26 protein-coding genes and 1 tRNA gene are annotated in these 25,325 nt (G+C 72.6%); 10 read left to right on the plus strand and 17 right to left on the minus strand.

Annotated elements, in window-relative coordinates; translation table 11 throughout:
• Positions 1 to 3: 3 nt before the first annotated feature.
• Positions 4 to 276 (plus strand): DUF2853 family protein, encoded by a 273-nt coding sequence (locus J4N02_RS15370; protein WP_208091012.1) that lies wholly within the window; start codon positions 4 to 6, stop codon positions 274 to 276.
• 57 nt (positions 277 to 333) lie between these two features.
• Here the strand turns inward: J4N02_RS15370 and J4N02_RS15375 are convergent.
• The 3 genes from J4N02_RS15375 to J4N02_RS15385 form a co-directional block, all read right to left on the minus strand.
• Positions 334 to 422 (minus strand) — tRNA-Ser (locus J4N02_RS15375).
• Between the two features lie 42 nt (positions 423 to 464).
• On the minus strand, positions 465 to 896 hold the full coding sequence (gene tadA / locus J4N02_RS15380; protein WP_182814799.1) for a tRNA adenosine(34) deaminase TadA: 432 nt from the start codon (positions 894 to 896) through the stop codon (positions 465 to 467).
• 37 nt (positions 897 to 933) lie between these two features.
• Positions 934 to 1,674 carry a tRNA adenosine deaminase-associated protein gene (locus tag J4N02_RS15385; RefSeq protein WP_223202394.1) on the minus strand — a complete coding sequence of 247 codons (741 nt, stop codon included), beginning with the start codon at positions 1,672 to 1,674 and terminating at the stop codon, positions 934 to 936.
• Positions 1,675 to 1,799: 125 nt separating this feature from the next.
• On the opposite strand from J4N02_RS15385, the gene upp reads away from it, so the two are divergent.
• Positions 1,800 to 2,441 (plus strand): uracil phosphoribosyltransferase, encoded by a 642-nt coding sequence (upp, locus tag J4N02_RS15390; RefSeq protein ID WP_182814797.1) that lies wholly within the window; start codon positions 1,800 to 1,802, stop codon positions 2,439 to 2,441.
• Positions 2,442 to 2,514: 73 nt separating this feature from the next.
• On the opposite strand, the gene J4N02_RS15395 is transcribed toward upp, so the two are convergent.
• Positions 2,515 to 3,405: a DUF1648 domain-containing protein gene (locus J4N02_RS15395; RefSeq protein WP_188333502.1), complete on the minus strand. Its 891-nt coding sequence runs from the start codon at positions 3,403 to 3,405 to the stop codon at positions 2,515 to 2,517.
• Positions 3,402 to 3,734, minus strand: a complete 333-nt coding sequence (locus J4N02_RS15400) for a PadR family transcriptional regulator (RefSeq protein ID WP_188333503.1) — start codon at positions 3,732 to 3,734, stop codon at positions 3,402 to 3,404. The genes J4N02_RS15395 and J4N02_RS15400 overlap by 4 nt, the downstream gene beginning before the upstream one ends.
• Positions 3,735 to 3,851: 117 nt before the next feature.
• On the opposite strand from J4N02_RS15400, the gene J4N02_RS15405 reads away from it, so the two are divergent.
• Positions 3,852 to 4,103, plus strand: coding sequence for a hypothetical protein (locus J4N02_RS15405; RefSeq protein WP_188333504.1), 252 nt, complete (start codon positions 3,852 to 3,854; stop codon positions 4,101 to 4,103).
• A 57-nt stretch (positions 4,104 to 4,160) separates the two neighbouring features.
• Positions 4,161 to 4,811, plus strand: coding sequence for a GNAT family N-acetyltransferase (locus J4N02_RS15410; protein WP_188333505.1), 651 nt, complete (start codon positions 4,161 to 4,163; stop codon positions 4,809 to 4,811).
• Positions 4,812 to 4,848: 37 nt separating this feature from the next.
• Here J4N02_RS15410 and J4N02_RS15415 read toward each other — a convergent pair whose 3' ends face one another.
• Together J4N02_RS15415 and J4N02_RS15420 are read right to left on the minus strand one after the other, a co-directional pair.
• Entirely contained in the window at positions 4,849 to 6,126 is a 1,278-nt protein-coding gene (locus J4N02_RS15415) for an MFS transporter (RefSeq protein WP_208091013.1), read from the minus strand.
• A gap of 39 nt (positions 6,127 to 6,165) precedes the next feature.
• Positions 6,166 to 6,882 carry a glycerophosphodiester phosphodiesterase gene (locus J4N02_RS15420; RefSeq protein WP_188333506.1) on the minus strand — a complete coding sequence of 239 codons (717 nt, stop codon included), beginning with the start codon at positions 6,880 to 6,882 and terminating at the stop codon, positions 6,166 to 6,168.
• Between the two features lie 143 nt (positions 6,883 to 7,025).
• Here J4N02_RS15420 and J4N02_RS15425 point away from each other — a divergent pair, with 143 nt between their 5' ends.
• Positions 7,026 to 8,708, plus strand: coding sequence for a DUF885 domain-containing protein (locus J4N02_RS15425; RefSeq protein ID WP_309224416.1), 1,683 nt, complete (start codon positions 7,026 to 7,028; stop codon positions 8,706 to 8,708).
• A gap of 401 nt (positions 8,709 to 9,109) precedes the next feature.
• Here J4N02_RS15425 and J4N02_RS15430 read toward each other — a convergent pair whose 3' ends face one another.
• The 6 genes from J4N02_RS15430 to J4N02_RS15455 form a co-directional block, all read right to left on the minus strand.
• Positions 9,110 to 9,295, minus strand: a complete 186-nt coding sequence (locus tag J4N02_RS15430; RefSeq protein WP_188333507.1) for a hypothetical protein — start codon at positions 9,293 to 9,295, stop codon at positions 9,110 to 9,112.
• On the minus strand, positions 9,292 to 10,026 hold the full coding sequence (locus J4N02_RS15435; protein WP_188333508.1) for a PIG-L family deacetylase: 735 nt from the start codon (positions 10,024 to 10,026) through the stop codon (positions 9,292 to 9,294). The genes J4N02_RS15430 and J4N02_RS15435 overlap by 4 nt, the downstream gene beginning before the upstream one ends.
• Positions 10,027 to 10,036: 10 nt before the next feature.
• On the minus strand, positions 10,037 to 11,368 hold the full coding sequence (locus J4N02_RS15440) for a cytochrome P450 (protein WP_188333509.1): 1,332 nt from the start codon (positions 11,366 to 11,368) through the stop codon (positions 10,037 to 10,039).
• A gap of 16 nt (positions 11,369 to 11,384) precedes the next feature.
• On the minus strand, positions 11,385 to 11,750 hold the full coding sequence (locus J4N02_RS15445; protein WP_188333510.1) for a GntR family transcriptional regulator: 366 nt from the start codon (positions 11,748 to 11,750) through the stop codon (positions 11,385 to 11,387).
• Entirely contained in the window at positions 11,737 to 12,600 is an 864-nt protein-coding gene (locus J4N02_RS15450) for a hypothetical protein (RefSeq protein WP_188333511.1), read from the minus strand. The genes J4N02_RS15445 and J4N02_RS15450 overlap by 14 nt, the downstream gene beginning before the upstream one ends.
• A gap of 109 nt (positions 12,601 to 12,709) precedes the next feature.
• Positions 12,710 to 13,882, minus strand: a complete 1,173-nt coding sequence (locus J4N02_RS15455) for a nucleotide sugar dehydrogenase (protein WP_188333512.1) — start codon at positions 13,880 to 13,882, stop codon at positions 12,710 to 12,712.
• Between the two features lie 151 nt (positions 13,883 to 14,033).
• Here J4N02_RS15455 and J4N02_RS15460 point away from each other — a divergent pair, with 151 nt between their 5' ends.
• The gene (locus J4N02_RS15460) at positions 14,034 to 14,927 is read left to right on the plus strand and encodes a LysR substrate-binding domain-containing protein (protein WP_188333513.1); all 894 of its coding nucleotides are present in this window, start codon (positions 14,034 to 14,036) and stop codon (positions 14,925 to 14,927) included.
• A gap of 4 nt (positions 14,928 to 14,931) precedes the next feature.
• Here the strand turns inward: J4N02_RS15460 and J4N02_RS15465 are convergent, their stop codons facing one another.
• Complete coding sequence (locus J4N02_RS15465; protein WP_188333514.1) at positions 14,932 to 16,500, minus strand: aspartate:alanine exchanger family transporter; 1,569 nt, start codon at positions 16,498 to 16,500, stop codon at positions 14,932 to 14,934.
• Positions 16,501 to 16,630: 130 nt separating this feature from the next.
• Between J4N02_RS15465 and J4N02_RS15470 the strand changes: the two genes are divergently transcribed.
• Together J4N02_RS15470 and J4N02_RS15475 are read left to right on the plus strand one after the other, a co-directional pair.
• On the plus strand, positions 16,631 to 17,230 hold the full coding sequence (locus J4N02_RS15470) for a CueP family metal-binding protein (protein WP_188333515.1): 600 nt from the start codon (positions 16,631 to 16,633) through the stop codon (positions 17,228 to 17,230).
• A 75-nt stretch (positions 17,231 to 17,305) separates the two neighbouring features.
• Positions 17,306 to 17,812, plus strand: a complete 507-nt coding sequence (locus J4N02_RS15475; RefSeq protein ID WP_182814782.1) for a hypothetical protein — start codon at positions 17,306 to 17,308, stop codon at positions 17,810 to 17,812.
• Between the two features lie 27 nt (positions 17,813 to 17,839).
• Here the strand turns inward: J4N02_RS15475 and J4N02_RS15480 are convergent, their stop codons facing one another.
• A complete protein-coding gene (locus J4N02_RS15480; RefSeq protein ID WP_188333516.1) occupies positions 17,840 to 23,380 on the minus strand; it encodes a carboxyl transferase domain-containing protein in 5,541 nt (1,846 codons plus the stop codon).
• Positions 23,381 to 23,575: 195 nt separating this feature from the next.
• On the opposite strand from J4N02_RS15480, the gene J4N02_RS15485 reads away from it, so the two are divergent.
• Positions 23,576 to 23,767, plus strand: a complete 192-nt coding sequence (locus J4N02_RS15485; protein ID WP_182814780.1) for a hypothetical protein — start codon at positions 23,576 to 23,578, stop codon at positions 23,765 to 23,767.
• Entirely contained in the window at positions 23,767 to 23,976 is a 210-nt protein-coding gene (locus J4N02_RS15490) for a hypothetical protein (protein ID WP_188333517.1), read from the plus strand. Before J4N02_RS15485 ends, J4N02_RS15490 begins: the two co-directional genes overlap by 1 nt.
• A 19-nt stretch (positions 23,977 to 23,995) precedes the next feature.
• Here the strand turns inward: J4N02_RS15490 and J4N02_RS15495 are convergent, their stop codons facing one another.
• Both J4N02_RS15495 and J4N02_RS15500 read right to left on the minus strand, forming a co-directional pair.
• On the minus strand, positions 23,996 to 24,976 hold the full coding sequence (locus tag J4N02_RS15495; RefSeq protein ID WP_309224417.1) for a YibE/F family protein: 981 nt from the start codon (positions 24,974 to 24,976) through the stop codon (positions 23,996 to 23,998).
• Positions 24,977 to 25,017: 41 nt separating this feature from the next.
• Complete coding sequence (locus J4N02_RS15500; protein WP_182814777.1) at positions 25,018 to 25,257, minus strand: heavy-metal-associated domain-containing protein; 240 nt, start codon at positions 25,255 to 25,257, stop codon at positions 25,018 to 25,020.
• Between the last annotated feature and the right edge of the window lie 68 nt (positions 25,258 to 25,325).

Below are 25,325 nucleotides of genomic sequence, written 5' to 3' on the forward strand. Positions count from 1 at the left end.
ATGATGGAGGTGTCCGATCACGCGGGCATGGAGAAGACCTACCGGCTGGTCCTGAGCCGGTCCGACACCGCGCTCGTGGCGTGGAGCGACCCCGAGGAGCTCGAGACCGTCAAGAGGAACTTCCTCGTCAAGAAGCTCGGCCTGACCGAGGCCGACGGCCTGGACGCCGGCATCGAGGCGGTGGGCGCCAAGCTCAAGGGCGTGAACCGCAAGTCGCGCCTGACCGTCTACTACCTGCTCGCCGAGCACTTCGGGAAGCTGGGCCAGTTCAAGTAGGCCTCCGCGACCGACCAACAGCAGAGCCCGGATCCGCTTCGGATCCGGGCTCTTGGCTGGCGGTGGCGGTGGGATTTGAACCCACGGATGGGAGACCCATCACGCGCTTTCGAGGCGCGCTCCTTCGGCCGCTCGGACACGCCACCGCCGAGGAGCGTACCAATTTCGGCGGGGGCTTCGCCAATCGGTCACCGGTGCCCGGCGAAGAACTCCCGCAGCACGGCGGCACACTCGTCGGCGTGCACGCCGGAGACCACCTCGACGCGGTGGTTGAGGCGCGGGTCGCGCACGATGTCGAACACGGACGCCACCGCCCCGGCCTTGGCGTCGAGGGCGCCGAAGACCAACCGGCCCACACGGGCGTTGACGATCGCGCCGGCGCACATGGCGCACGGTTCGAGGGTGACGACCAGCGTGGTGTCCTCCAGGCGCCACTCCCCGCCGTGCTCCACGGCGCGGCGCAGCGCGAGCACCTCGGCGTGCGCGGTCGGATCGCCGGTGAGCTCGCGTTCGTTCCCGGCCTCGGCGAGCACCTGCCCGTCCGGGCCCAGGAGCACCGCGCCGATGGGCACGTCACCGTGCGCCGCGGCGTCCTGGGCGAGGGCCAGGGCACGCTGCATGGCCGGGACCCAGCGCGTCCCCCCGCTCACGGGTGGCTCACAGGCCGAAGCCGCTGGCCACCTTGTCGTAGACGCTCGCGAAGCCGAGCTTCTCGACGATGGCCTCGATGGACTCGACCGGGTCGGCCTCCTCGTCGGAGGTGATCGCCTCGAGCTCGAGCTCGGACAGCCCGGCGTCGGCGAAGAGGTCGAAGTCGCCGACGGGCTCGGAGTCGTCCTCGTCGTCGGGCAGGTCGACGCCCAGGAAGTCGGCGGCGTCGCGCGCGATCGGCCAGTCGAGGGCCGCGCCCACGTCGGACAACAGCAGCTCGACCTTCTTGCCGCGCACACGCACGACCACGAAGAAGTCGGAGTCGATGCTGACCACGCCGACCGCGCCCGCGTCGCCGGGGACCCGACGCAGGACCTCGATCAGGCCGTCGAGGTCGTTGGCGAGTTCCTTGTCCAGCGCCATGGCCGCCGGGACGCCGTCCTCGCGGTAGAGCGCGGCCACGAGGTCGATGTCGTCCTCGGTCGCGTCCTCGGGGTAGTCGTCGTCGTCCTCGTCGTCCTCGTCGTCATCATCATCATCGTCGTCGTCGTCGTCCGAGTCGTCCTCGTCGGCGAGGTCGTCGTCGTCCTCGGAGTCGTCGTCATCGTCGTAGTCGTCGTCGGAGTCATCGGCACCACCCAGCAGGGCGGAGTAGTCGTTGCCCTCCACCTCGTCCATGCCGGGCCGGTCGTCGCCCTGGTCGGCGAGCTCGGCGTCGTACTCCTGCTCGTCGTGGCTGTCGGCCATGATGGGCTCCCTCCGTCGGCCTCCATCGTGTCAGACTCCCGGGCATTCGGCACGCCGTTGCCCCAGCCGGACGGCCGGGGGCGGCGGGGCCGCACGCGCGGCGTCCGGCCTGCAAGAATGGCGGCGTGGAACTCATCGCCGTTGACCACCCGCTCGTCGCCCACAAGGTCCGCCTGCTGCGGGCCGTCGAGACCGACTCGCCGACCTTCCGCCGGCTCGTCGACGAGCTGGTGACCCTGCTGGCCTACGAGGCCACCCGCGAGGTGCGCGTCGACGAGGTCGACGTGACCACCCCCATCACGACCACGCGCGGTACCCACCTGAGCAAGCCGCTGCCGCTGGTCGTGCCGATCCTGCGCGCCGGCCTGGGCATGCTCGACGGCATGATGCGCGTCATGCCGACCGCCGAGGTGGGCTTCGTCGGCATGGTGCGCGACGAGGAGACGCTGCAGCCCTTCACCTACGCCGAGCGGCTGCCGCACGACCTGTCCGGGCGCCAGTGCTACGTGCTCGACCCGATGCTCGCCACCGGCGGCTCGCTGGGCGGCACGGTGAAGTTCCTGGTCGACCGCGGCGCCGACCACATCACCTGCATCTGCCTGCTCGCCGCCCCGGAGGGCATCGAGAACATGCGCGCGCTCGTCGACCCGGTCGGCGTGCCCTGCACCCTGGTGGTCGCGGCCGTCGACGAGAAGCTCAACGACCACGGCTACATCGTCCCGGGCCTCGGCGACGCCGGCGACCGCCTCTACGGCCTGGCCGAGTAACCGCCGACAGCCTGCCTCAGCGGGGTGAGGTGCTGGGCGGCCAACCGCCGCTCCAGCACCCCGGCGACGTCCATCAGGCGCGGCCCAGGTCGCGGCGGCGCTCGGCGTCACGGCCGGCCAGGGCGAGCCCGAGCAGCGTGAGCGCCGGCGGCGCGATGACGCCGCCGAGCAGCACCGGGCCGACCCACCAGCCGCCCTTCATGGGGCGAATGACGGTCAGCTTCGCGACCCCGCCGGCGATCCCGGCGGCGATGGCGAGGCGGCCGGCGCGGCCGGCCCCGTTCGTCCGGGACGCCGACGCCGCGACCCCCAGCCCTGCTGCGGCCAGCGACAAGCCGATGTCCCACGCGGCGGCGGTGCCCTTGCTGACCCAGCCGTCGGGGCGGCCCGCGGCGTCCCAGTGGTTGGGGAGCCGGTCGGGCAGCGAGCGCCCGCGCACCGCGTAGTGGGCGACCACCGCCGCGGCCATGGCCGCGGGGAAGAGCGCCCCGACCGAGAACGCCTCGTGGGGGGTGTTGGCGAAGGGCTCGTCCTCGGCGTCGGGCTCGATCAGGCCGAGCTTCACGGCGGCGGCGCCGAAGTTGAGGTCCCACCCCGCGCCGAACGCGCGCGGCCGGAGCAGGCGCGGGTCGGCGGGGTCCCAGAGGGCGTCCTTGATCCGCTCCGCCGTCGGCGGGCGCACGTCGAACGGGATGCCGAACCAGCGGCCCACCCGCGGGTCACCGGAGTCGGCCCCGTCGGGGTCGGCGTCGGCGAACTCCGCCGTGACCGGGCCCAGCCGGGTCACGAGGTGGGCGAGGTCCTCGGGCGTGGAACCGGCGTCGAGGCCCTCGCAGAGCGCGGTGGTCAGCTCGTCGCGGACGTCGTCACGCAGGTCGTGGCCCACCACGGCCACGGACGCGTCGAGCCAGGCCCGGGCCGCCGCCCGGGTGTCGGGGGTGAGCTGGTCGAGCGAGGTGATCATCGGGACTCCTTCAGCAGTGCGTCGAGGCCGTCACGGACGGCGACCCACGCGTCGTGCTGCGCGCTGTGGGCCGCCCGGCCGGCCCCGGTCAGACGGTAGTACTTGCGGGGCGGGCCGACCGGCGACTCCTGCCAAGTCGACTCGATCAGCCCCGCCTTGAGCAGGCGGGACAGCAGCGGGTAGACGGTGCCCGCGGTCAGCGCGAGGGCCGGCTGCGAGGCCAGCTCGTCGACGACCTGCGAGCCGTAGCGTTCACCCTGGGCGAGCAGCTCGAGCACGGCGAGTTCCACGACCCCCCGGCGGATCTGTGCGGTGCGATCTTCAGCCATGACCTCATGGTAACACCCAGTACCTTGTTTCGCAAGCATCTAGGTGCGACCGGGCATCGACCGCCCGCAAACCGCCTGACTAGCCTTGACGCAACCACGACACAGGAGGAGGGACCCATGTCCGAGCAGAAGAAGGACGGCGGAGACATCAGCTCCGGCTTCGGCGACCCGAAGGTGGACGGCCCCGTCTCCGACGAGAAGGCCGAGCAGATGCTGCACGGAGGCAACCACGACGACGTGACCGAGGAGATCGAGATCCCGACCGAGTCGGTGTTCGCGGTCGACTCCGACGGCACGGTCGAGGTCGAGGACGCCGACGAGCAGGGTCGGCCCGACGCCGCCGGTGGCGGCGGGGGCGGCGGCTGGTGAACCCCCAGCCGTGCGGGCGACTGGTGACGGCCGCCCGCACGGTGGGATGATCGCGGCATGGACCCACGCGTCGCCGAGATCTTCCCCCCACTCGGGGTCCGCGTCACCTGCGGGCCCCTCGAGCTGCGCGGCATCGGCGACACCGAGATGCTCGCCCTGCTCGACGTCGTCCAGGACGGCATCCACGACCCCGCCCGAATGCCCTTCTTCTTCCCGTGGACCGACGCGCCGGCGTCCGAGATGCCCCTCAGCTACCTGCAGTGGTGGACGCGCGGCCTGGCCACGTGGTCGCGCGAGGCCTGGTCGCTCGACCTGTGCGCGCTCTGGGAGGGCGAGGTCGTGGGCGTGCAGGGCGTGGCGACACAGGACTTCCTGACCTTCCGCTACGGCGAGACCGGCTCGTGGCTCGGCCGGCGGTTCCAGGGGCGCGGCATCGGCACGGCGGCGCGGCAGGCGCTGTGCGCGCTGCTGTTCGACCACCTCGACTTCGAGTTCATCACCTCGGCTGCGTTCACCGACAACCCTGCGTCGCTGCGCGTCAGCGAGAAGCTCGGCTACCGCGACAACGGCATCAGCTGGTCCAAGCCGCGGGGCACGCGCGCGGTGACGCGCCGGCTGTTGCTCCTGCCCGAGGACTTCGTGCGCGGCGAGCCCATCACCGTCGAGGGCATCGAACCCCTGCGCCGGTTCATCGGCCTGGACGCCTGAGGCTGCGGCCCGACCCCACCCGGCCTCGGGGCCCGGCTCAGCGGTCGGCCAGGCGGAAGCGGTGGAAGCGGGGGTAGAGCAGGGCGACCACCGCGATCCCCACGAGCACGAGGACGCCCCCGCCCGCGGTCGCCACGGCCGGGCCGACGACCTCGGCCGCGCCGCCGTGGAGGATGTCGGCGATGCGGGGCCCACCGGCGACCACGACGATGAACACGCCCTGCAGGCGCCCGCGGACGGCGTCGTCGGTGGCGCCGAGCAGCAGCGACTGCCGGAAGGCCGCCGAGGACATGTCGGCCGCGCCGCCCACGACAAGCATGGCGACGGCCAGCCCGAGCATGGCCCCGGTGGCGAGCGGGGCGAACCAGACCGCGACCCCCATCACGGTCATCGCGACGCCCCACACGGCGATGGCCCACATGATCGCCAGCCCCTCGCGCCTCACCCGCGACACCCAGCCGCTCAGCACGCCCCCGAGCACCGCGCCGGCCGGGATGCCCGCGAACAGCAGCGCGAAGGCGAGCCCACCCTCGGCGGGTCCGCCGAACGCCTCGTGCGCCAGCTGCGGGAACAGCGCGCGCGGCATGCCGAACACCATGGCGATGATGTCGACGACGAAGCTCATCAGCAGGATCTTGTGGGCGCTGAGGTAGACCAGGCCGTCCCAGACCGCGCGCAGCCCGGGGCTGCCCTGCGGGTTGTCGACCGGCATTCGCGGGAGGCGGTAGACGGCGTACAGGGTGGCGAACAGGGTGATCGTGTCGACGAGGTACAGCCACGCGTAGCCCAGCACCGGGATGAGCGCGCCACCGACGAGCGGGCCCGCGATCGCGCCGGCCGAGAACACGGTCATGTTCAGGGCGTTCGCCGCCGGGAGCTGCGCCACCGGCAACAACTTGGGCAGGACCGCCGTCCGGGTGGGCTGGTTGACCGCGAAGAACGCCTGCTGGAGGGCGAACAGGCCCAGCAGCACCCAGACGTTGTCCCAGCGCAGGAAGGCCTGCAACGCGAACAGTCCGGACGTGACGACCAGCCCGATCGTGGTGATCTCGAGCAGGGTGCGCCGGTCGAGGTGGTCGGCCAGGGCGCCGCCCCACAGGCCGAAGATGACCAGGGGGACCAGACCGAACAGGCCGGTCAGCCCGACCATGCCGGACGAGCCCGTGATCGCGTAGATCTGGGCCGGCACCGCGACCACGGTGAGCTGGGCGCCGATGACCGTGATGATGTTCGCCGTCCACAGCCGCCGGAAGTCGGGCTGGCGCAGGGGTCGGGTGTCCGCGAGCACGCTGCGCAGCCCGGACCGGATTCCCACCCGGGCACCGTACCGCCGGGCGCGCACCCGGCCGGCGGGTCACCCGACCAGCGAACGCGCCACGTCGGGGTAGTTGGTGATCAGGGCGTCGATGCCGAGGCCCACCATCCGCTGGACGTCCTCGGGCTCGTTGACGGTCCACACGTGGACGGCGAGGTCGTGCTCGTGGCTCTTCTCGACGATCTTGCGCCGGGTCGCGGCCAGCGACGGGTGCAGGGCGGTGGCCCCCAGGCGGGCGGCGTACTGCCACGGCTTCCACAGCGGTTCGGAGTACAGGGCGCCCAGCGGCAGCGCGCTGCCGAGCCCGACGAGGTGCCGCAGCGAGTAGTGGTTGAACGACGAGAGCACCACGCGGTGGGCCATGCCGTGGGCCTCCACGATCGCCAGCACCCGCTCCTCGAGCCCCTTGTAGGCCATGCGCGAGTTCTTGAGCTCGACGTTGACCATTGTCCCGGTGTCGCGGACGAGGTCGAACACCTCCCCCAGCGTCGGGATCCGCGTGCCCCCGTACTTCTCGTGGCCGTAGCTGGCGTCGAGCTTCCGCAGGTCCTCGAGGCTGTGGTCGGCGACCCACCCGTTGCCGTCGGTGGTGCGCTCGAGCGTCTCGTCGTGGATCACCACCACCTCGTCGTCGCGGGTCAGCTGCACGTCGAGTTCGAACCCGTCGGCCCCCTGCTCGAGGGCCAGCTCGAACGCCGGCAGCGTGTTCTCGGGTGCGTAACCGCTCGCGCCGCGGTGGGCCCACACAGACGTCATGGCCCCATGCTGGCACCGCCGGGTGAACGGGTGGGTGAACGTCCGCGGGTTCCCGGCCCCGGACGGCGGCTCTGAACACTGAACGACCGGACACCCGGACGCCCCCTGCCCCGCGCCGTCCCCCACCGGCTAGTTTCTGGCAGGTGAGAGAAGCCACACCGATCGACGCCATCGCCGAGGAGTACACCCGCGCGGTGGTCGACCTGAGCCCCATGACCGCGACCAGCCTGGGCGTCCCGGGGCGCGACCACCTGCTCGACGACCTCTCCCCCGCCGGCACGCAGGCCGGGGTCGACCTCGTCCGCGCCACGCTCGCGAAGCTGGACGCCGCGACCCCGGTCGACGCCACCGACGAGGTGACCCTGGCCGCGATGCGCGACCGGCTCGGCCTGGAGCTGGAGTCCGCCGAGGCCGGTGACCACCGCCGCCAGCTGAACAACCTCGCCTCGCCGCTGCAGGCGCTGCGCGACGTCTTCGACCTGATGCCGACCGACACCGCCGAGCAGTGGGCGAACATCGCCGGCCGTCTCGGCGCGATCCCCGCCGCGCTCGACGGCCACGTCGAGACCCTGCGCGAGGGCATCGCGACGCGCAACACCCCGGCCATCCGCCAGGTCGAGCTCGGCATCGCCGAGGCCACCGGTCTGGCCGACGCCGAGGCGTCCTTCTTCACGGCCTTCGCCGCGGGCGCGCGTCCCGACGGGTCGGCCCCCGACGGCGGCCTGGCCGACGACCTGGCCCGCGGTGCGGCGTCCGCGCGTGAGGCCTACGGGCGCCTGGCCGCCTTCCTGCGCGACGAGCTAGCCCCGGTCGCCCGCCCCGAGGACGCCGCCGGGCGCGAGTTCTACCAGCGCATGTCGCGGCAGTTCATCGGCGCCACCATCGACCTCGACGAGACCTACGAGTGGGGCGTCGAGGAGCTGGCCCGCGTGACCGCCGAGCAGGAGGCCCTGGCCCGCGAGATCGCCGGGCCCGGGGCGTCCGTCGCCGACGCCGTGGCCGCGCTCGACGGGGACCCGGCCCGCCAGCTGCACGGCACCGACGCCCTCAAGGCGTGGATGCAGGAGACCTCCGACGCCGCTATCGCGGCGCTGGACGGGGTGCACTTCGACATCCCCGAGCCGCTGCACCGGCTCGAGTGCATGATCGCCCCCACCCAGAACGGGGCGATCTACTACACCGGCCCCACCGACGACTTCAGCCGGCCCGGCCGGATGTGGTGGAGCGTCCCGCAGGGCGTGACCGGCTTCACCACGTGGCGGGAGAAGACGACCGTCTACCACGAGGGCGTCCCGGGCCACCACCTGCAGGTCGGCCAGGCCGTGCACAACGCCGCCGAGCTGAACTGGTGGCGGCGCCAGCTGTGCTGGCTGTCGGGCCACGGCGAGGGCTGGGCCCTCTACGCCGAGCGCCTGATGGAGGAGTTCGGGTTCCTCACCGAGCCCGGCGACCGCTTCGGCATGCTCGACTCGCAGCGCCTGCGCGCGACGCGCGTCGTGCTCGACCTGGGCGTGCACCTCGGGAAGCCCGCCTTCGACCGCTACGGCGGCGGCACCTGGGACGCCGACAAGGCGTGGCAGCTCATGAAGGACAACGTCAACATGGACGACGGGTTCCTGCGCTTCGAGCTGAACCGCTACCTCGGGTGGCCCGGCCAGGCGCCGAGCTACAAGGTGGGCCAGCGCATCTGGGAGCAGATCCGGGCGGACGCCGCGGCTGCGGCCCAGGCGCGCGGCGAGGAGTTCTCGCTCAAGGACTTCCACACCCGCGCGCTCAACCTGGGCTCGCTGCCGCTCGACGTGCTGCGGGACGCCCTGGTCGGCTGAGCCTGCGGCCGCGGGGGGCGGGCGCCGGGGCGCGATCGGCATCCCGCGCGTGCTGAACATGTACGAGAACTACCCGCTGCGACCGCCCTGCTCGATGGCTTCGCGCGCTGACGGATTGTCGCTGATCCGGTTCCCGTTGTTCGGGTGGCCCCAGAAACCTCAGTGCGACTGATGAGTTGAACCCGCCATCAAATTCTGGAACCGGGCAGGCGACCATCACGCCCCGGGCCCTTGGCACGGGGGGCAGTAGAACAGCGTGCGCGCCTGGGGTGCGGCGCCGATCACCATGCCCCCGACCACGACGGCCAGCACCGGGGAGGGCAGCGTGCGGGCGAGCCAGGCGCCGGGAAGATGCCGACGATCACCGGCAGCATGAGCAGGACGCTGTGCGGACCTCGGCGTCAACACACCTGGGCCAGCACCAGCGCGGAGGCGAAGATGCCGAACACCTGCAGCAACTGCACGCCCGTCAGCGGGCCCAGCACCGCCACCAGGAGGGGCGCCGACACCAGCGCGAACCCCATCCCGGTGAGGCGCTGCGTGGCGGCACCGAGGAGGACGGCCCCGGCGAGCAGGGCGAGGGTCACGGCGTCCGCAGGGTGAACCGGGTCAGGATCGGCTGGCGCTGACCGCCCACGTGCACGACGTCGGCGCCGTCGACGGTGAGCTGGCTGGCGTAGTGGCGCAGGGCCTCCTGCAGCAGCGGCAGGTGCTGCGGGGTGTCGAGCGCGTCGTCGGGGTCGGCGACCGAGGCCACCTCCCGGAACGGCACGCCCACCTCGGACGCCGCCGCCCGGCTCGGCGCATGCAGGGCCACGTGGTCGGGGTGCCCGTACCCGCCGTGGGCGTCGTAGCTGACGATCGCGTCGGCCCCGAACGCGCGGGCGTACGCGGCGATGTCGGCGGCCACCTCGGCCGGGTCCGCGGAGGTCAGGGAGTCGGGGCCCGCGGCGTCCCCGGGGCCGGCGACCGTCTCGGTCTCGTCGAGCCAGGCCATCCCCGAGTCGGTGTAGCGGCGGGGAGGCAGACCGGCGGCGCGGGCGTCCGGACCGCCGAGGAAGGCGTGGTGCCGCACACCGAGCGTGGCGCAGGCGGCGGCGACCTCGCCCTCGCGGTGGGCGGTGAGCTCGGGCGTCCCGGCGAGGTGGGCCAGCGGGCCGTCGACGACCTCGCCCTGCTCGCCGCGGGTGGCGGTCAGGACGGCCACCTCGACGCCGCGGGCGGCGAGCTCGGCGATCAGCCCGCCCGTGGCGAGGGTCTCGTCGTCGGGGTGGGCGTGCACGAACAGCACCCGCGAGCGGTCGAACAGGTCGGTCATGCGGCCCACCCTAGGTGCGTTCGCGGATCCGCATCGGCAGGCCGCCGGCCGGGCTGAGGGTGCCCTCCATGGTCCACGTCGGCTGGGCGCCGGCCATCCGCGGGGCGAACCGTCGGGCCAGCACGGCGAGCAGCAGGTGCGACTCCAGCAGCGAGAAGTGGTTGCCGATGCAGACCCGCTCGCCGGTGGCGAAGGGGTGGTAGGCCTGCGGGTGGCGCCCCTTCTCGGCCTCGGGGCTGAACCGGTCGGGGTCGAAGACCTCGGGGTCGTCCCAGAAGTCGGGGTGGCGGTGGGTCCAGTAGGGCGCCAGCATGACCGGCGTGCCCTCGGACACGGCGAAGCCGTTGACGGTGGCCTCGGCCACGGCGTCCCGCACGTAGAAGGGGGCGGCCGGCCACAGCCGCAGCACCTCCTTGACCACCTGGAGGCTGTACGGCAGGGAGCGCAGGTCGTCGACGGTGGGCATCCGGTCGCCGAGGACGCCGTCGAGCTCAGCATGCAGCCGCGCGGCGACGCGGGGGTTCGCGGCGAGCGCCGCCCAGGCGGCCGCCATGGTGCGCGCCGTGGTCTCGTGGCCGGCGAAGAACATCGTGATCGACTCGTCGCGCAGCAGCGACTCGCTCATGGGGGCGCCGTCGTCGTCGCGGGCATCCATCAGCCTGGTCAGTAGGTCGTTCGGGGTGGTGCCGCTGGCCCGGCGCTCGGCGATGAGGCCGGCGATGTAACCGCGCACCTCGTCGCGGGCGTGCTCGTAGGCGCGTTGGGAGGGGGTCGGCAGCCAGTCGGGCAGGTGCGGGCCCATCCGCCGGGTGGTGTACCCGATCATCGTCTCGACGTGGCCCTTCAGGCGCACGATGTCGGCGTCCGCCGCCGTGCTGAACAGCGCGCGCAGGATGATCGAGGCGGTCAGCTCCATCATCTCCTCGCCCATGTCGACGACCTGGCCGGACGCCGCGAGCCCGGCCCAGCGGTCCACGACCCGGTCGGCGTCGTCGAGGATGATCTGCGCGTAGGCGAGCACCCCCTTGGGCGTGAAGAACGGGGCCATGAGCTTGCGCTGGCGCTTCCAGAGCTCGCCGGTGCTGGCGATGAGGCCCTCACCGGTGAGGTAGCGCCGCACGCCGTCGTAGCTGGCGCGCTTGTCGAAGCTGCGCCGCTGCGTCAGCTGCACGTCGCGGACGCTGTCGGGGTGGACGGCCACCACCATGTCCCCGACGCCCAGCCTGAGGGCGAAGGTGTCCCCGTGGGTGCGCCAGAGCCGACCCGTCTCGGCGAGGAAACCCCGTCGGGCGATGCCCCCCAGCGCCGCGATCGGGTGCGGTCCCGGAATCGTGGTGCTCATGACCCGATGGTAGGCGTCAGGTGGCCGGCAGCCCACCGATCGCGTCCCGGACCAGGCGCACGGCGTCCGCATCGGCCACCCCCAGCGCACGCAGGCGTCGCACGTAGTCGTGGGCCAGTCGGACGCCCTCGGTCCGGGTCTGGGGGCTCGTGGGCGTGATGAAGGAGCCGTGCCTACCGCGGGTCTCGATGACCCCGGACGCCTCGAGCTCGCGGTAGGCCCGGGCCACGGTGGAGGGGGCGAGACCGAGCTCCGCGGCGAGGTGGCGGACGGTCGGCAGGCGGTGGCTGGCCGGGAGGGCGCCGGTGGCGCGGAGCTCGGTGAGTTGCTCCTTGACCTGCTCGAACGGCGGCGTGGGCAGGGACGGGTCAACGGTGAGCATCGACCTGCTCCTCCTGACCGGCCACCGCGAAGACCGCGCGGTGCCGGCGCTGGGCCACCACCTGGGAGACCCACGGCATGGCGAACGCGAGCAGCGGCAGGGGCCACGCCCACCACGGCACGGGACCGTCGGGGTCGAGGAACGAGCGCGGGAACCACACGGCCGCCAGGGCGAGGTACGGGCCGAGGGAGACCAGCTGGGCCACGTCGCGCGAGCGACGGAAGGCGTTCCAGCGCAGGTCGGACGGCTCGTGCGCGACCTGGGGCCGGCGGACGAGCCAGGCCGCGGCGGCGAGGCCGGCTGCCGTGGCGACCAGGCCACCGGTGAGGAGTGGGGTGGCGCTGGGACCCATCAGGGCGTGGACGTCGCGCCACGCGAGCACGATGGCGGCAACGGGGATGGCTCCGATGAGGGCCAACCACCAGGCCGGGAGGTGGTGGCTGAGCCGACCCGGTGTGAGGGTGGACAGCCGGGGGCGTCCGTCGGCCCGCTCGCGCAGCGCCTCTCCCCCGGCCAGCACGACCCGGATCGCGAGCTGGGCGACCAGCACGATCGCGAAGGGAAGCAGGACGCCGATGGGACGCCTCGCCCAGCCCAGGTCGGCGAGCCACGGTAGGCAGGCGACCAGGACGACGAGCGCCGCCAGCACGCTGGTCCGCCGGAGGCGGAACTCGCGGTCGATCACGTCGAACGACGGGTCACCCTCGCTCGCTGTCTGGACCCCGGCGCCCTTGCGCCACTCGCGCGCGATCCCCGGCAGCGCCCACCTGGCCGGGCGCAGGTCGGGGGCCAGGTGGACCGCGACGAACAGGGACGCGAACGCGACCACCCACACCGCGTCGTCGCCCATGGCCGCTCCTCGCCCACGTTTTGTGCTGATCGTTGTACTGATTGTGCCAGCACAAAGCGTGTCCGCCAAGGGTCAGCCATGGGGCAGGGACCCGGACCCGCGGCGTCCGTCAGTCGTGACCGTAGAGGTCGCGCGTGTAGACCTTGTCGGCCACGTCGGCGAGTTCGGGGTGCATGCGGTTGGCGACGATCAGGTCGCAGCGGGACTTGAACTCGTCGAGGTCCTTGACGACCTCGGAGCGGAAGAACTCGTCGACCTCGAGCAGCGGCTCGTACAGCACGACGGGGATGCCCTTGGCCTTGATGCGCTTCATGATCCCCTGGATGGAGGACTCCCGGAAGTTGTCCGACCCCGCCTTCATCGCGAGGCGGTGGATGCCGACGACCTTGGGGTTGCGCTTGATGATGTCGAAGGCGATGAAGTCCTTGCGGGTCGAGTTCGAGTCGACCACCGCGCGGATCAGGTTCTGCGGCACGAACCGGTAGTTGGCCAGGAGCTGTTGGGTGTCCTTGGGCAGGCAGTAGCCGCCGTACCCGAACGACGGGTTGTTGTAGTGCGTGCCGATGCGCGGGTCGAGGCCGACGCCCTCGACGATCTGGCGGGTGTCGAGCCCGTGCTGCACGGCGTAGGTGTCGAGCTCGTTGAAGTAGGCCACGCGCAGGGCCAGGTAGGTGTTGGAGAACAGCTTGATGGCCTCGGCCTCGGACGCCCCGGTGAAGAGCACGGGGACGTCCGGGTCGAGCGACCCCTCGACCAGCAGGCCGGCGAAGCGCTCGGCGTCCGGGCCCGGGTCGGCGACGATGATGCGGCTGGGGTGCAGGTTGTCGTACAGCGCCCGGCCCTCGCGGAGGAACTCGGGGCTGAACAGGATGCGGCGGCCCGGGTGCTCCTCCCGCATGCGCTGGGTGAAGCCCACCGGGATCGTGGACTTGATGACGACGACGGCATCGGGGTTGGACCCGGCGGCCTTGATCACCGACTCGACGGTGGAGGTGTCGAAGTAGTCCAGCTCGGGGTCGTAGTTCGTCGGGGTGGCGATGATGACGAACTCCGCGCCCGCATAGGCCTCGGCCGGGTCCGTCGTCGCGCGCAGGCTGAGCCCGCCGCGTCCGAGGAACTCGGAGATGTCGGGGTCCTCGATCGGGGAGCGGCCGTCGTTGACCAGGGCGGCGCGCTCGGGGTCGATCTCGAGGGCGACGACGTCGTGGCGCTGGGCGAGCAGCACGGCCGAGGCCATGCCGACGTAACCGAGCCCGACGACGGTGATGCGGGTGCGTTCCATGGTGTCCACATTAGGGACTCCGAGTGAGCAGTTGATGAACGGCTCATGAGGACGCATCACGGTCCTGTGGGTGGACATCAAGACGACCCTTGCCCGGCTCCACGACGATTCCGTACGGTCCCCTTGTGAATGACCGCCCAGACTGCTCGTCGTGACCACCCTCGACCTGCGCAAGCTTCGCGCCTTCGTATACGTCGCGGAGGAGCGGCACTTCGGCCGGGCCGCCGAGCGGCTCTTCGTCGCCCAGCCCGCCCTGTCCCAGACGATCAAGGCGCTCGAGGCCCAGATCGGGGTGCAGCTGCTCGACCGTTCCACCCGGCGGGTGGACCTGACCCCGGCCGGCGCCCGGCTGCTCGAGCGGGCGCACGGCATCCTCGACGCGATCGATGACGCCGTGGCGGAGGCCCGCCGCATCGACGCCGGCGAGCAGGGCTCGCTGCGTCTGGGGTTCATCGGCTCGGCCAGTTTCGGTCTCATGCCGGCCCTCGCCCGAGCCGTCGGGGACGCGTTGCCGCTGCTCCAGCTGGACCTCACCGGCGACCTGCTCAGCCCCGAGGTCGCGGCACGCCTGGCCGACGGGTCGCTCGACGTGGGGGTCCTGAGGCCGTTCGACCTTGCGCCGGGCGTGAGCAGCAGGGTCCTCCGGTCGGAGCCACTGGTCGCCGCCCTGCCCACCGGTCACCCCGCAGCGTCCGGTCCGGTCGTCCTCGGCGACCTCGCCGACGAGCCCTTCATCAGTTATCAGGCCCGCGCGAGCGCGATGGCGTCCGCGCTGGTGGCCGCCTGCCGCGCCGCCGGGTTCACCCCCATGATCCGCACCGAGGTGCGCGAGACGGCGACTCTGGTCGCCTTCGTCGCCTCCGGTCAGGGCGTGGCCCTGGTGCCCCAGGGCGTGGCCCACCTCCAGATCCCCGGGGTGGAGTACGTCCCTCTGGCCGACGAGGTCACGATCGACCTCATCGCGGCCTGGCGGACGGATGCTCCGGCGACGGTCGAGCGCGTCGTCGACCGCCTCGTCGAGCTGGCCAACCCCGCCGGCACCTGATTCCCTACAGCAGCGCGCCGAACACCTGGACGAGCAGGATCTTCACGATGATGCCCAGCGCGAACAGGGCGGCGTAGCCGGCCTCGATGCGGTCGTCGGACAGGCGCTGCGTGGCGAAGCTGAGCACGGCGGGCTGACCGACGAATCCGGCGAGGCCACCGGCGGTACGGGGCGCGGAGAGGCCGAGCAGGCGCCCGCCGACCCCGAACACGAGGGCGCTCGTCGCGAGCACGGCCAGGGCGAGGACGCCGACGCGCACGCCCGTCCCGGTGAAAGCGGAGGCCGCGAAGGCCGGCCCCGACGCCAGGCCGACCGCGGCGAGGAACAGCAGCAGGCCCAGCTGGCGGATGGTCAGGTTCGCGGGCAGCGGCACGTCCCAGGTGAGGGGTCCGGTGCGGTGCAGCGCACCGAGCACCAGGCCGACGACCAGCGGTCCGGCGGCAGCACCCAACGAGAAGGACGCTCCCCCACCCAGGGGCACCGTGACCGCGCCGACCAGGAGGCCGAGCGACAGCCCGAGGCCGAGGGCCAGCGCGTCCACCTCGGAGACCTTCCGCTCGGAGTCGCCGAGGTGGCGGGCGACGGCGTCCATCTCGGAGCGGGGGACGACCGCGAGCACGCGGTCGCCGGGCTGGAGGACGAGGTCGTCGCGGGCGAGGAGGTCGGCGTCCCCGCGCAGGACGCGGGTGATGACGCCGCCGAAGCGGCCGGGCAGGTTCAGCTGCGCGACGGAGCGGCCGGCGACGGAGGGGTTGGAGACGACGAAGCGGCGGAAGTCCACGGCCTGGCGGTCGTCGGTGAGCTCGCCCTGGGACGCGTGCCCGAGGAAGGCGACCGCCGCCTCGACCGCGGCCGGCGCACCGACGACGAGCACGCGGTCGTCGGGCTGCAGGTGCTCGCCGGGCGCGAGGACGCGGGTGCGACCGTCGCGGACCAGGTAGCTCATCTTGATGGTCTCGTCGGCCCAGCCGGGCACCTCGCGCAGGGCGGCGTCCCGTTCGACGTAGGTGCTGGTGGCGACGAGCCCCTCGGCGGCAGCGCTGCGGGGGTCACGGGCGTCGGGCCAGCGGCGTCCGACGACGAGGCCGACCGCCACGATCGCGAGGACGACGCCCAGCGGGTAGCCGATCGAGTAGCCCACCGCGGCGTTGGGCGAGCCGGTGGCCGCCGTGGCCGCCGCCAGGGCGGGCGTGGACGTGAGCGCGCCGGCGAAGGTGCCGGTGATGAAGCCGGCGTCGAGTCCCAGGCCGAGCCCGACCAGCACCGCCACCCCGAAGGCCAGGGCGGCCGTGCCGAGCCCGAGCATCATCAGGGGCAGCTGGCGGCGGAGGTCGGCGAAGAAGGTCTCGCCCGCGGCGAGGCCGACCATGTAGACGAACAGCCCGAGGCCGAGTTGCTGCACGAGCCCGAGCCCCTGGCCCGCGTCGGGGACCAGCGCGCCGACAGCGAGGCCGACGAACAGGGCGCCCGCGGCACCGAAGCGGATCGGTCCGAACGGGATCATCCCGACCGCGGCACCGAGCGCGACCACGAGCATGATGGCCAGCAGCGGCGAGCTGACGAGTAGTTCCATGGCGACCTCCGTGGGGCCCAGCGCCCCGCGGGACGACAGTATTCCTTGTTGGTCTCCTGTCGCCTTTTCTGATACCCCCCACCCGTATGTACACTACACAGTGTCGTAGCCGCATCCCCGAGGAGCACCCGTGAAGAAGTCCCTTGTCGCCCTGTCGTTGGCCGCGCTGGTGGCCCTCTCCGGCTGCTCGGCCCCCGCGCCCGCCCCGGCAGGCAACCAAGCCGCGCCCGCGGCGTCCGCGCCGGCTGCGGGGCAGGCGGGTGACGTGCTGGCCGCCGTCGGCCTCGCCGGCAAGACCGGCAAGCAGATCGTCGACGAACTCGACCAGGCCCCCGACGCCCGACCGCTGCCGCTGCGCGCGTCGGTGCGCTACGACCACGTGCTGGTGGGCGACGGCACGAACGAGACCAAGGTTCCGATCGAGGGCGACCAGTTCTACCTGTCGATCGCCCCGTACGCCTCGCAGACGCACGAGTGCTTCTACCACTCCCTCGCGACGTGCATGGGCGAGATGCAGTCGGCCGACGTCCACGTGAAGATCGTCGACTCCGCCGGCACCGTGCTCGTCGACGAGGACGCCACCACCTACGCCAACGGCTTCGTCGGCTTCTGGCTGCCCAAGGACATCACCGGGGAGGTCACCGTGACCGCCGACGGGAAGACCGGCACGGTGCCGTTCGCCACCGGTCCCGAGGACGCCACCTGCCTGACCACGCTGCAGGTCTCCTGATCGAAGACCACCGAGGGGCTCCACCTCCGACCGGGGGTGGAGCCCCTCGCGCGTGGTCGCTGGCAGGGTGGGGCCATGGCCGACCGCTCCCTGACCCGCCGCATCGCGGCCCTGGGCACGCTGGCCATGGTCGCCTACGCGGCCCTGGCCGCGGTGCAGATCCTCGTGCTCAACCCGCTCGCGGCGGTGCCGGGCAGGACCCTGCCCCAGATCGAGGCCGAGATGGCGCGCTGGGGCGAGAGCCTCGGGACGCCGCGGGTCCTGGGCCTGCTCGGGTTCGGTGTCGCCCTGGCTGTCGGGCTCCTCGTGACCGCGTGGCTCGACAAGGACCCCGCCCCTTGGGACTACGCGCTCGGCTACCTCGCCATGCTCGTGCTGGGCGCCCCGGCCTACTTCGTCGCGAGCTTCGGCGCCGGCATGGCGCTGGCCGACTCGTTCGGCATCTCGGGGGGTGACCACGCGCCGTGGGCGCTGCCGCTGTACATCGCGAGCGCGCTGGCGCTGGTCGCGCTCGTCACGCTGGCCGTGTGGCCGAGGCGCGGTGCAGAAGGCGCCGCAGGGGTACCTTCCGCACCGCGCTGATGCCACACGCGTGGGGGTGGGTGTGGTTCAGGCGAGGTGGGACTCGATGGTCGCGATGATCGAGGGCCGCAGCTCGGCCGGGGAGATCACGCGGTCGACCGACCCGACCTCGACGGCGCGGTGGATGTTGTGCACCCCATCGAACTCGGCCGCGACCTCGGAGATCTTCTCGGCCCGCACCGCCGCGCGGACGTCGGCGAGCTCCAGCTGTAGGGCCGCCTTGTCCTCGGGCGCGGCATCGCGCAGCGCCGCCTCCAGCCCCGAGACCCGGGCGTCGGACGCCGTCCGCTTGCCCACGTCTCCCGCGAACACGACCGCGGCAGCGGGGGCGCCGCCGATGACCGAGGCGTAGGAGCCCTCGATCGCGAGCACGGTCATCTTCTCGTTCAGGGTCTTGGAGAAGACCACGAACGCACCGCCGTGGTAGCGGGAGATCACGACGAAGACGATGGGCCCGTCGAAGTTCACGATGGCCCGGCCGATCTCGGCGCCGTACTCCAGCTGCAGGTTGCGCATCGACTCGGGCGACCCGTCGAAGCCCGACAGGTTCGCCAGCACGACCAGCGGCCGGTTGCCGGAGGCCGCGTTGATGGCGCGCGCGACCTTCTTGCTCGACCGCGGGAACAGCGTGCCCGAGGTGAACGTGTCGGGGCCGTCGGTGGGCGGGAAGCCCGCGCGCACGACCGGCTGCGACTCGATCCCGATCACGCAGGCCGAGTGGCCGCCCACCCGGGCGTCCATGACCACGGCCGTCTCGGCGTCCGCCATGCCCGCCCACCGCTCGACGCGGGGGTGGTCCTGGTCGCAGACCGCCGCGATGACGGTGCGGATGTCGAAGGCCTTCTTGCGGTCGGGGTTGTGCAGCGGCGAGAAGATCTCGCCGACGGTGGCGAAGTCGGTGCCCACCGTGTGGGGGAAGTCCGACACGTCCCGGTCGACGGGGTCGGACGTCGCGGCCCGGCGCGGGCCCGACTCCCCCGCCGCGACGTAGGTCGCGTCGTAGTGGGACATCAGGATGCCGAAGGCGGCCACCAGGTTCGGCGCCCAGTACTGCGCCTGGCCGTTCGGGCCCATGACGCGGTCGTAGCCGCCGATGCCGAAGTTGTCTTCGGCGGACACGCCGCCGGAGAAGTCCAGCGACTGCTTGCCGGTGAGCACCATGGCCGAGTCGGGCGTCATGACCAGGATGCCCTTGGTGTGCATGAGCATGGTCGCCTCGGCGTTCCAGTACGGCTGGGCACCCACGTTGATGCCCGCGACCACGATGTTGATCTCGCCGCCGGCCTGCGTGAACTCGATGATGCGGCGCAGCGCGGCGCCGACCCAGTCCATGTTCTCGGTGCCGGAGTCCATCGAGATCCGCGCGCCCGAGGAGAGGGTGAACCACTCCACCGGCACGCCCAGCTCCTCGGCGAGGTCGATGGCGGCGATGACCCGCGAGCACTCGGCCTCGGCGACCGCGCCCAGGCCCTTGGTGGGGTCGCCGGCCATGGCGATGCGGGTGACGCCCTCGGGGTGCAGGGCGGTCGGCGTGGTCACCTTCACCACGATGATCCCGGCCTTGTTGCGGCCCGGCTCACGGTCCACCTCCACCAGGCGGCCGGACGCGTCGAGGTCGAGCTCGACGACGCTGCCGCCCTTGCCGGCAAGCGTGGCCGACAGCTCGTAGGGGTAGACCAGCCCGCGGCGCTTGGCGCGCTGCACCTTGGTCGCGTAGTCGTCCAGCGGCTGCAGCGGCTCGGTCGGCGGCTCGCTGACCGAGGCCTGGACACCGGCGCCCGGGGCCGCGTGGAACCGGATCGCCATCGCGACCGCACCCTGCCCGTCGGGCCGGGAGAAGCGGCCCTGGCACAGGACCTCCTCGATGCCCGCGCCGTCCGACAGCGGCGTGATCTTGTGGCGCAGCGCGGCGATGTCCTCGAGGGCGAGGTCGATCTCGGGCCACACGTGCACCCAGACGTGGTTCATGTCGAGCTTCGAGCCGGCCGAGCCCCGGGCCGACCGCGTGCGGCGGATCGACTCGAGGCAGTTCTCGACCGCACGCTCGGCGTGGGGCAGGCCGATCAGCTTGCCCTGGTCGTCGCGCACCGCGGCGAGCTGGCGCACCTGCGCCATCGCGACGAGGCGGCGGTCGTCTGGGTTCGACTTCGCCACGCACTCGAACAGCAGCACGTCGCGGGGCGCGGGCAGGCGGGTGACGTCGAATTCGCGCAGGCGCCACAGGTCGAGCTGGCGCCCGGCCATCGGGTGCAGGCCGCGGATGCGCTCGTCCTCGGAGAGCACGCCCTCGTCGTCGAAGCGGAACGAGCGGTACTCGACCTCGCCGTCGGCGGTGGAGATGCCCACCGCGACGCGGTGCACGTCGGCGTCCCAGCTCCAGGTCGACAGCGCGGCGCGCAGCTGCTCGCCGACGTCGGACGGGACCTCGTCGAACAGCACGTACAGCTCGACGACGGCCTGGGAGCCGGGCTCGCGGCGGCCGAGCTCGCCGGCCACGAGCCGGGCGAGGGGCCCGTCGGTGCCCATCTCGTCGGCGGTGCCGATCGTGCCGATGAACCGGGTCGGGCGCGACGCGATGCGGTAGTCGCCCACGACGACCGCGCGGCCGTCGACCGCGAACGCCGACACGTCGTCGAGGTCGTAGTCGCCGTAGTACTTGCGCAGCATCACCTCGAGCATCGGCTCGCGCTCGGCGATGCCGCGGCCCAGGCGCAGGGCGAGGTTGTTGACGGTCCACTCAGGGATCGCGGCGAGGCGCTGCACGCGCTCGTCGTGGTCGGGGGCGTCGAGGTCTGCGGCGAGGGCGTCCACCTCGGTCGCGATGCCGGCGAGCACGCTGGCGCGCTCGGCGTCCACCTGCGGCTGGTCGAACCAGCGGAACCGCACCGAGCGGGCGAGGTCACCGACGGCCGGGAAGCGCAGCTGCGTGGCGCGGACCAGCCGCTCCAGGTGGGCGCGCGCTGAGGCCGCGCGGTCGGCGTCCGGGGCGGGCTCGCCGATCCAGCGGTCGAGGATGCCGAGCACGATCGGCACGTCGCTGGCCACGCGCTTCTGGGCCAGGAAGATGCGGAAGACGGCCTCGGCGAGCTGGGGCGTCCGGTCGAGGGAGTCGACCCCGTAGTGGCCCAGCACGGTCGACAGGCGCGCGACGAAGGTCTCGGGCAGGCCGGCGCGCGCGGCGTCGAGGGTGGTCAGGTAGCGGTGGAAGTGCTCGCGGTCGGAGTGCACGCGCAGCTCGGTGTTGACCTGCTCGTTGACCGGCCGGTTGCGGTTGAGCACCGCGAGGTCGGCGAACAGCGCGACGAGGGCGATCTCGCCGGTGAGCACGTCGCCGCCCTCGGCCAGCGCCTCGTCGCGGGCGGCGAGGTACTGGGCGAGAGTGCGGGCCGACGGGTCGACGTCGTAGCCCATCAGGGTGGCCGACAGGTCGGCGCGCAGGCGGTCGGCGCGGGCGGTCGCGCTGCCGTTGGTCGGGGTCGGGGGCAGGTCGACGGACGCCGCGGGCTCGGCCTGCGCCTCCTCCTGGCCCTCGCTGACGGGCTCGAGCCGGACGAGCGGGGCCATCGTCTCGACCTGGGAGCCGGTCATGACGTGGAGCTCCTTGACCCGCGCGGTGAACGGCGCGGGGATGACGGTCTCCATCTTCATCGACTCCAGCACCACGACGGGCGCGCCGGCCTCGACGACGTCGCCGACGGCGGCCGGGGTCGCGACGACGAGCGCGGGCGCCGGGGAGCGCAGCACGCCGCCCTCGTCGCGGGCGATGCGGTGGGTGACGTCGTTGACCTCGATCAGGTGGACCGGGCCGTGCGTCGCGGTGACCAGCCGGTAGCGGACGCCGTTCACGACCAGACGGGCGTGCACGTCGTCGAGGCGCTGCATCTCGGCGTCGCAGGCCTGCCCGCCGACGTCGACGCGGAACCGGTTCGGGGCGGTCGCGTACGCGGTGACCGTGTGCACGACGCCGCGCAGCTTCAGGTCGACCGTGAGGCCGGACCTGTGCTGCGTCTGCGGGCGGCCGCCGTGCGCGGTCTCGAGCAGGCGCTCGGTCTCGACCTCGGTGGCCTCCTCGTAGGCCTCGATCGCGGCGGCGACCAGCGCCACGCCGGCGTGGGCGTCGGCGATCAGGCCGCCCTCGGCGCGGGTGCGGTCGATCCAGCCGGTGTCGGCCCAGCCGGTCGCGCTCGGCACCGTCTCGTGGGCCTGGGGGGTCGGCGACCAGCGGTACTCCTCCTCGCCGGCGTCGGGGCCGATGACCTCGGGCTGCTCGAGCAACTCGAGGATGAAGCTCTTGTTGGTCGCGCCGCCCTCGATGACGACGGTGGTCTCGGCGAGCGCGCGACGGAGGCGGGCGAGCGCGACCGAGCGGCGGCGTCCGTAGGCGATGACCTTGGCGACCATCGAGTCGAAGTCGGCCGGGATGGTGTCGCCCTCGGCGAAACCGGTGTCGACGCGGATGCCGGGGCCCACCGGCAGGTCGAGGCGGGTGATGCGGCCGGGGGCGGGGGCGAAGTCGCGGTCGGGGTCCTCGGCGTTGAGGCGGGCCTCGATCGCGTGGCCCTCCTCTGTCGGGCGCGTGGGCGGCAGCTTCTCGCCGGCCGCGATGCGGATCTGCGCCTTCACCAGGTCGAAGCCGGTCGCGACCTCGGTGATCGGGTGCTCGACCTGGAGGCGGGTGTTCACCTCGAGGAAGGCGAACTCGTGGCGCTGCGGCTGGTAGAGGAACTCCACGGTCGCGGCGCCCTGGTAGCCGACGAGGCGGGCGAGGCGCTCGGCGCTGCGGGCGACCGTCGCGACCTGACCGGGCGTGAGCAGCGGCGAGCGCGACTCCTCGATGATCTTCTGGTTGCGGCGCTGCACGGTGCAGTCGCGGACGCCGAGGGCCCACGCAGTATCCCCGTCGGAGATGAGCTGCACCTCGACGTGGCGGGCGCCGGTGACGAGCTTCTCGAGGAACAGCACGCCGCTGCCGAAGGCGCGGAGGGCCTCGTCGGAGGTGCGCTGGTAGGCGTCGGTCAGGTCCTCGGGGGTGTCGACGCGGCGGATCCCGCGCCCGCCGCCGCCCGCGGTGGCCTTGAGCATGAGGGGGTAGCCGATGCGCTCGGCGGCCTCGAGGGCCTCGTCGAGGGTGTGCACGCCGCCGTTGCTCCACGGGGCGACCGGGACGCCGGCCTCCTCGGCGAGCAGCTTGGAGCCGATCTTGTCACCCAGGGAGCGCATCGCGTCGCCGCTGGGGCCGATGAAGGTGACGCCCAGCTCGGCCATGCGGTCGGCGAAGGCGGCGTCCTCGGCGACGAAGCCCCAGCCGACCCACACGGCGTCGGCGCGGACCTCGGTGAGCACCTTCGCCAGGAGGTCGTGGTTGAGGTACGGGCGCTCGGACGCCGGGCCCAGCGGGTAGGCCTCGTCGGCCTCGCGGGCGAACATGGCCGAGGTCTCGCCGTCGGTGTACAGCGCGATCGTCGTGATGGGCTCCGCGTCCCGCCACTCGGCGTTCATCTCCCGGACCGCGTGGATGAGCCGCATGGCGGCCTCGCCCCGGTTGACGATGGCGATGCGCTTGAACACAGATTCTCCTCACGACGAACACTCCCCGGGGTGGGGATGGTTCCGAATGTGTCACCGAACGTTGGCCCCACGCACATCGGACAGGCGGTTTCAGCGGAAGTTGCCCAATTCAACCGGCGCACGCCCAACCCCGCCCCCCGAATGTTGTGGAGACCCCACAAAGAGGCCCTCCCGGCAGTCGGCAACAATGGGCGCATGCCACCACGCGCGCGCTACCTGGTCTCGAATCCCTGCGAGGACGCCTGCGGGACCATCACCACCGACCGCACCCTCGAGGGAGCGCCCGTGTACCGGTGCCCCGGCTGCGATTCGGAGTGGATCGAGCTCGCCGAGCGCACCGAACCGGCCGACGAGCCGAAGCCCGCCTCGACTCCCGAGGAGACGTGATGGGCAACGCCCGCCAGGTGTTCGTCGTCGACGTCGACTCGTGCCAGACGTCGTGCGGCTTCGGCGTCCCGCTCTACGACCACGTCGGTCAGCGCGACCTCATGCCGCAGTGGGCGGCGAACAAGGGCCCGGACGGCATCGCGAAGTACCAGCACGACAAGAACCGCCGCTCGCTCGACGGCTTCGACACCGACCTGCGCCAGGCCTGAACAGGCTGCCGACGACCGCTCACCCGTGGTCGTGGTCGTGGGCCGGCTTGGCGCGACGCGGGGTCGCCGAGGCGGACGCCGCGGCCACCGCGCTGCCCACGGTCAGGGCCGCCACGCCCGTGGTCAGCGGCACGCTGAGCACCAGGCCGATGCCGGACCCGAGTGTGCGGACGATCTCCTCGGCGAAGGGTTCGGTGGACAGCAGCAGGTCCAGCGGCTGGCTGTAGAGCGAGAGCAGCACCAGCGTCGACAGGGCCGCGCCGGCGTAGGCGAACACGATCGTGTAGATGGTCGAGGCGATGTGGTCGCGACCGATGCGCATGCCGGCGGTGAACAGGTCCCAGCGCGAGAGGTGCGGGCCGGCGGCGCGCAGCTCCCAGACCGCCGAGGCCTGCGTGATCGTCGTGTCGTTCAGGACGCCCAGGCCCGCGATCACCAGCGAACAGGTCAGCAAGGCCGTGAACGACAACCCCTCGGACTGGCCCGCCAACGCGATCGTCTCGTCGGTGGACAGGCCGCTGAGGCGCGCCGCCCAGACCCCCAGCGCGCCCAGCCCGGCGGTCGCTAGCAGGCTGACCAGCGTGCCCACGAACGCCGAGGTGGTGCGCATGGAGATCCCGTGCGCGAGGTAGAGGACGGCGAACATGATCGCCGAACCGCCCACGAGCGCGACCGCCACCGCGGGGCGTCCGGTGGCGAGGGCGGGCAGCATGAAGCCGAAGAAGATCGCCCCGGCGACGCCGAGCCCGATCAGGCCGCGGACGCCCTTCCAGCCCGCCACCGCGATGACGACCACCACGAAGGCGAGCGTGAACAGGGCCAGGGGCAGCAGACGGTCGATGGTGACCAGCGCGTAGTAGGGAGTGCCGCCCTCGCCGACGTAGGCCGATGCTGCCCAGCCGGGCCGCGCGCGAGAGGTCGAGGTCGGCCGCCGGGCCGTGGCTGTGTCCTGCTCCCATGCGGGACAGTCTTGCAGGGGACGCGCCGAGACCCCGGACAGCTTGGATCTGCCGGGGCCTCGGGTGGGGTGCCGTCACGGGGTCAGAAGGCGGACGCCTTCGCCTTGTAGCCGGCCTTCGCGACCGCCGCGACCAGGTCGTCGACGCTCTGGCGGGAGGGATCGTGGTCGACCTCGATCCGCGAGCTCGCGAAGTGCACCTTCACGTTCGACACGCCGTCGAGGCGTCCGACCTGCTTCTCGATCTTCGACACGCACGACGGGCACGCGAAGCCCTCGGCGCGCAGGACGGTGTGGGTGGGGTTCTGCACCTGGGTGGTCATGTTGTCTCTCCTGTGTTCGGGTTCGGTTCGATTCTCGGACGCCGCGGGCTCGGACGCCTTGACGGATG

The sequence above is a fragment of the Propioniciclava sp. MC1595 genome (genome assembly GCF_017569205.1).
GTDB lineage: Bacteria > Actinomycetota > Actinomycetes > Propionibacteriales > Propionibacteriaceae > Propioniciclava.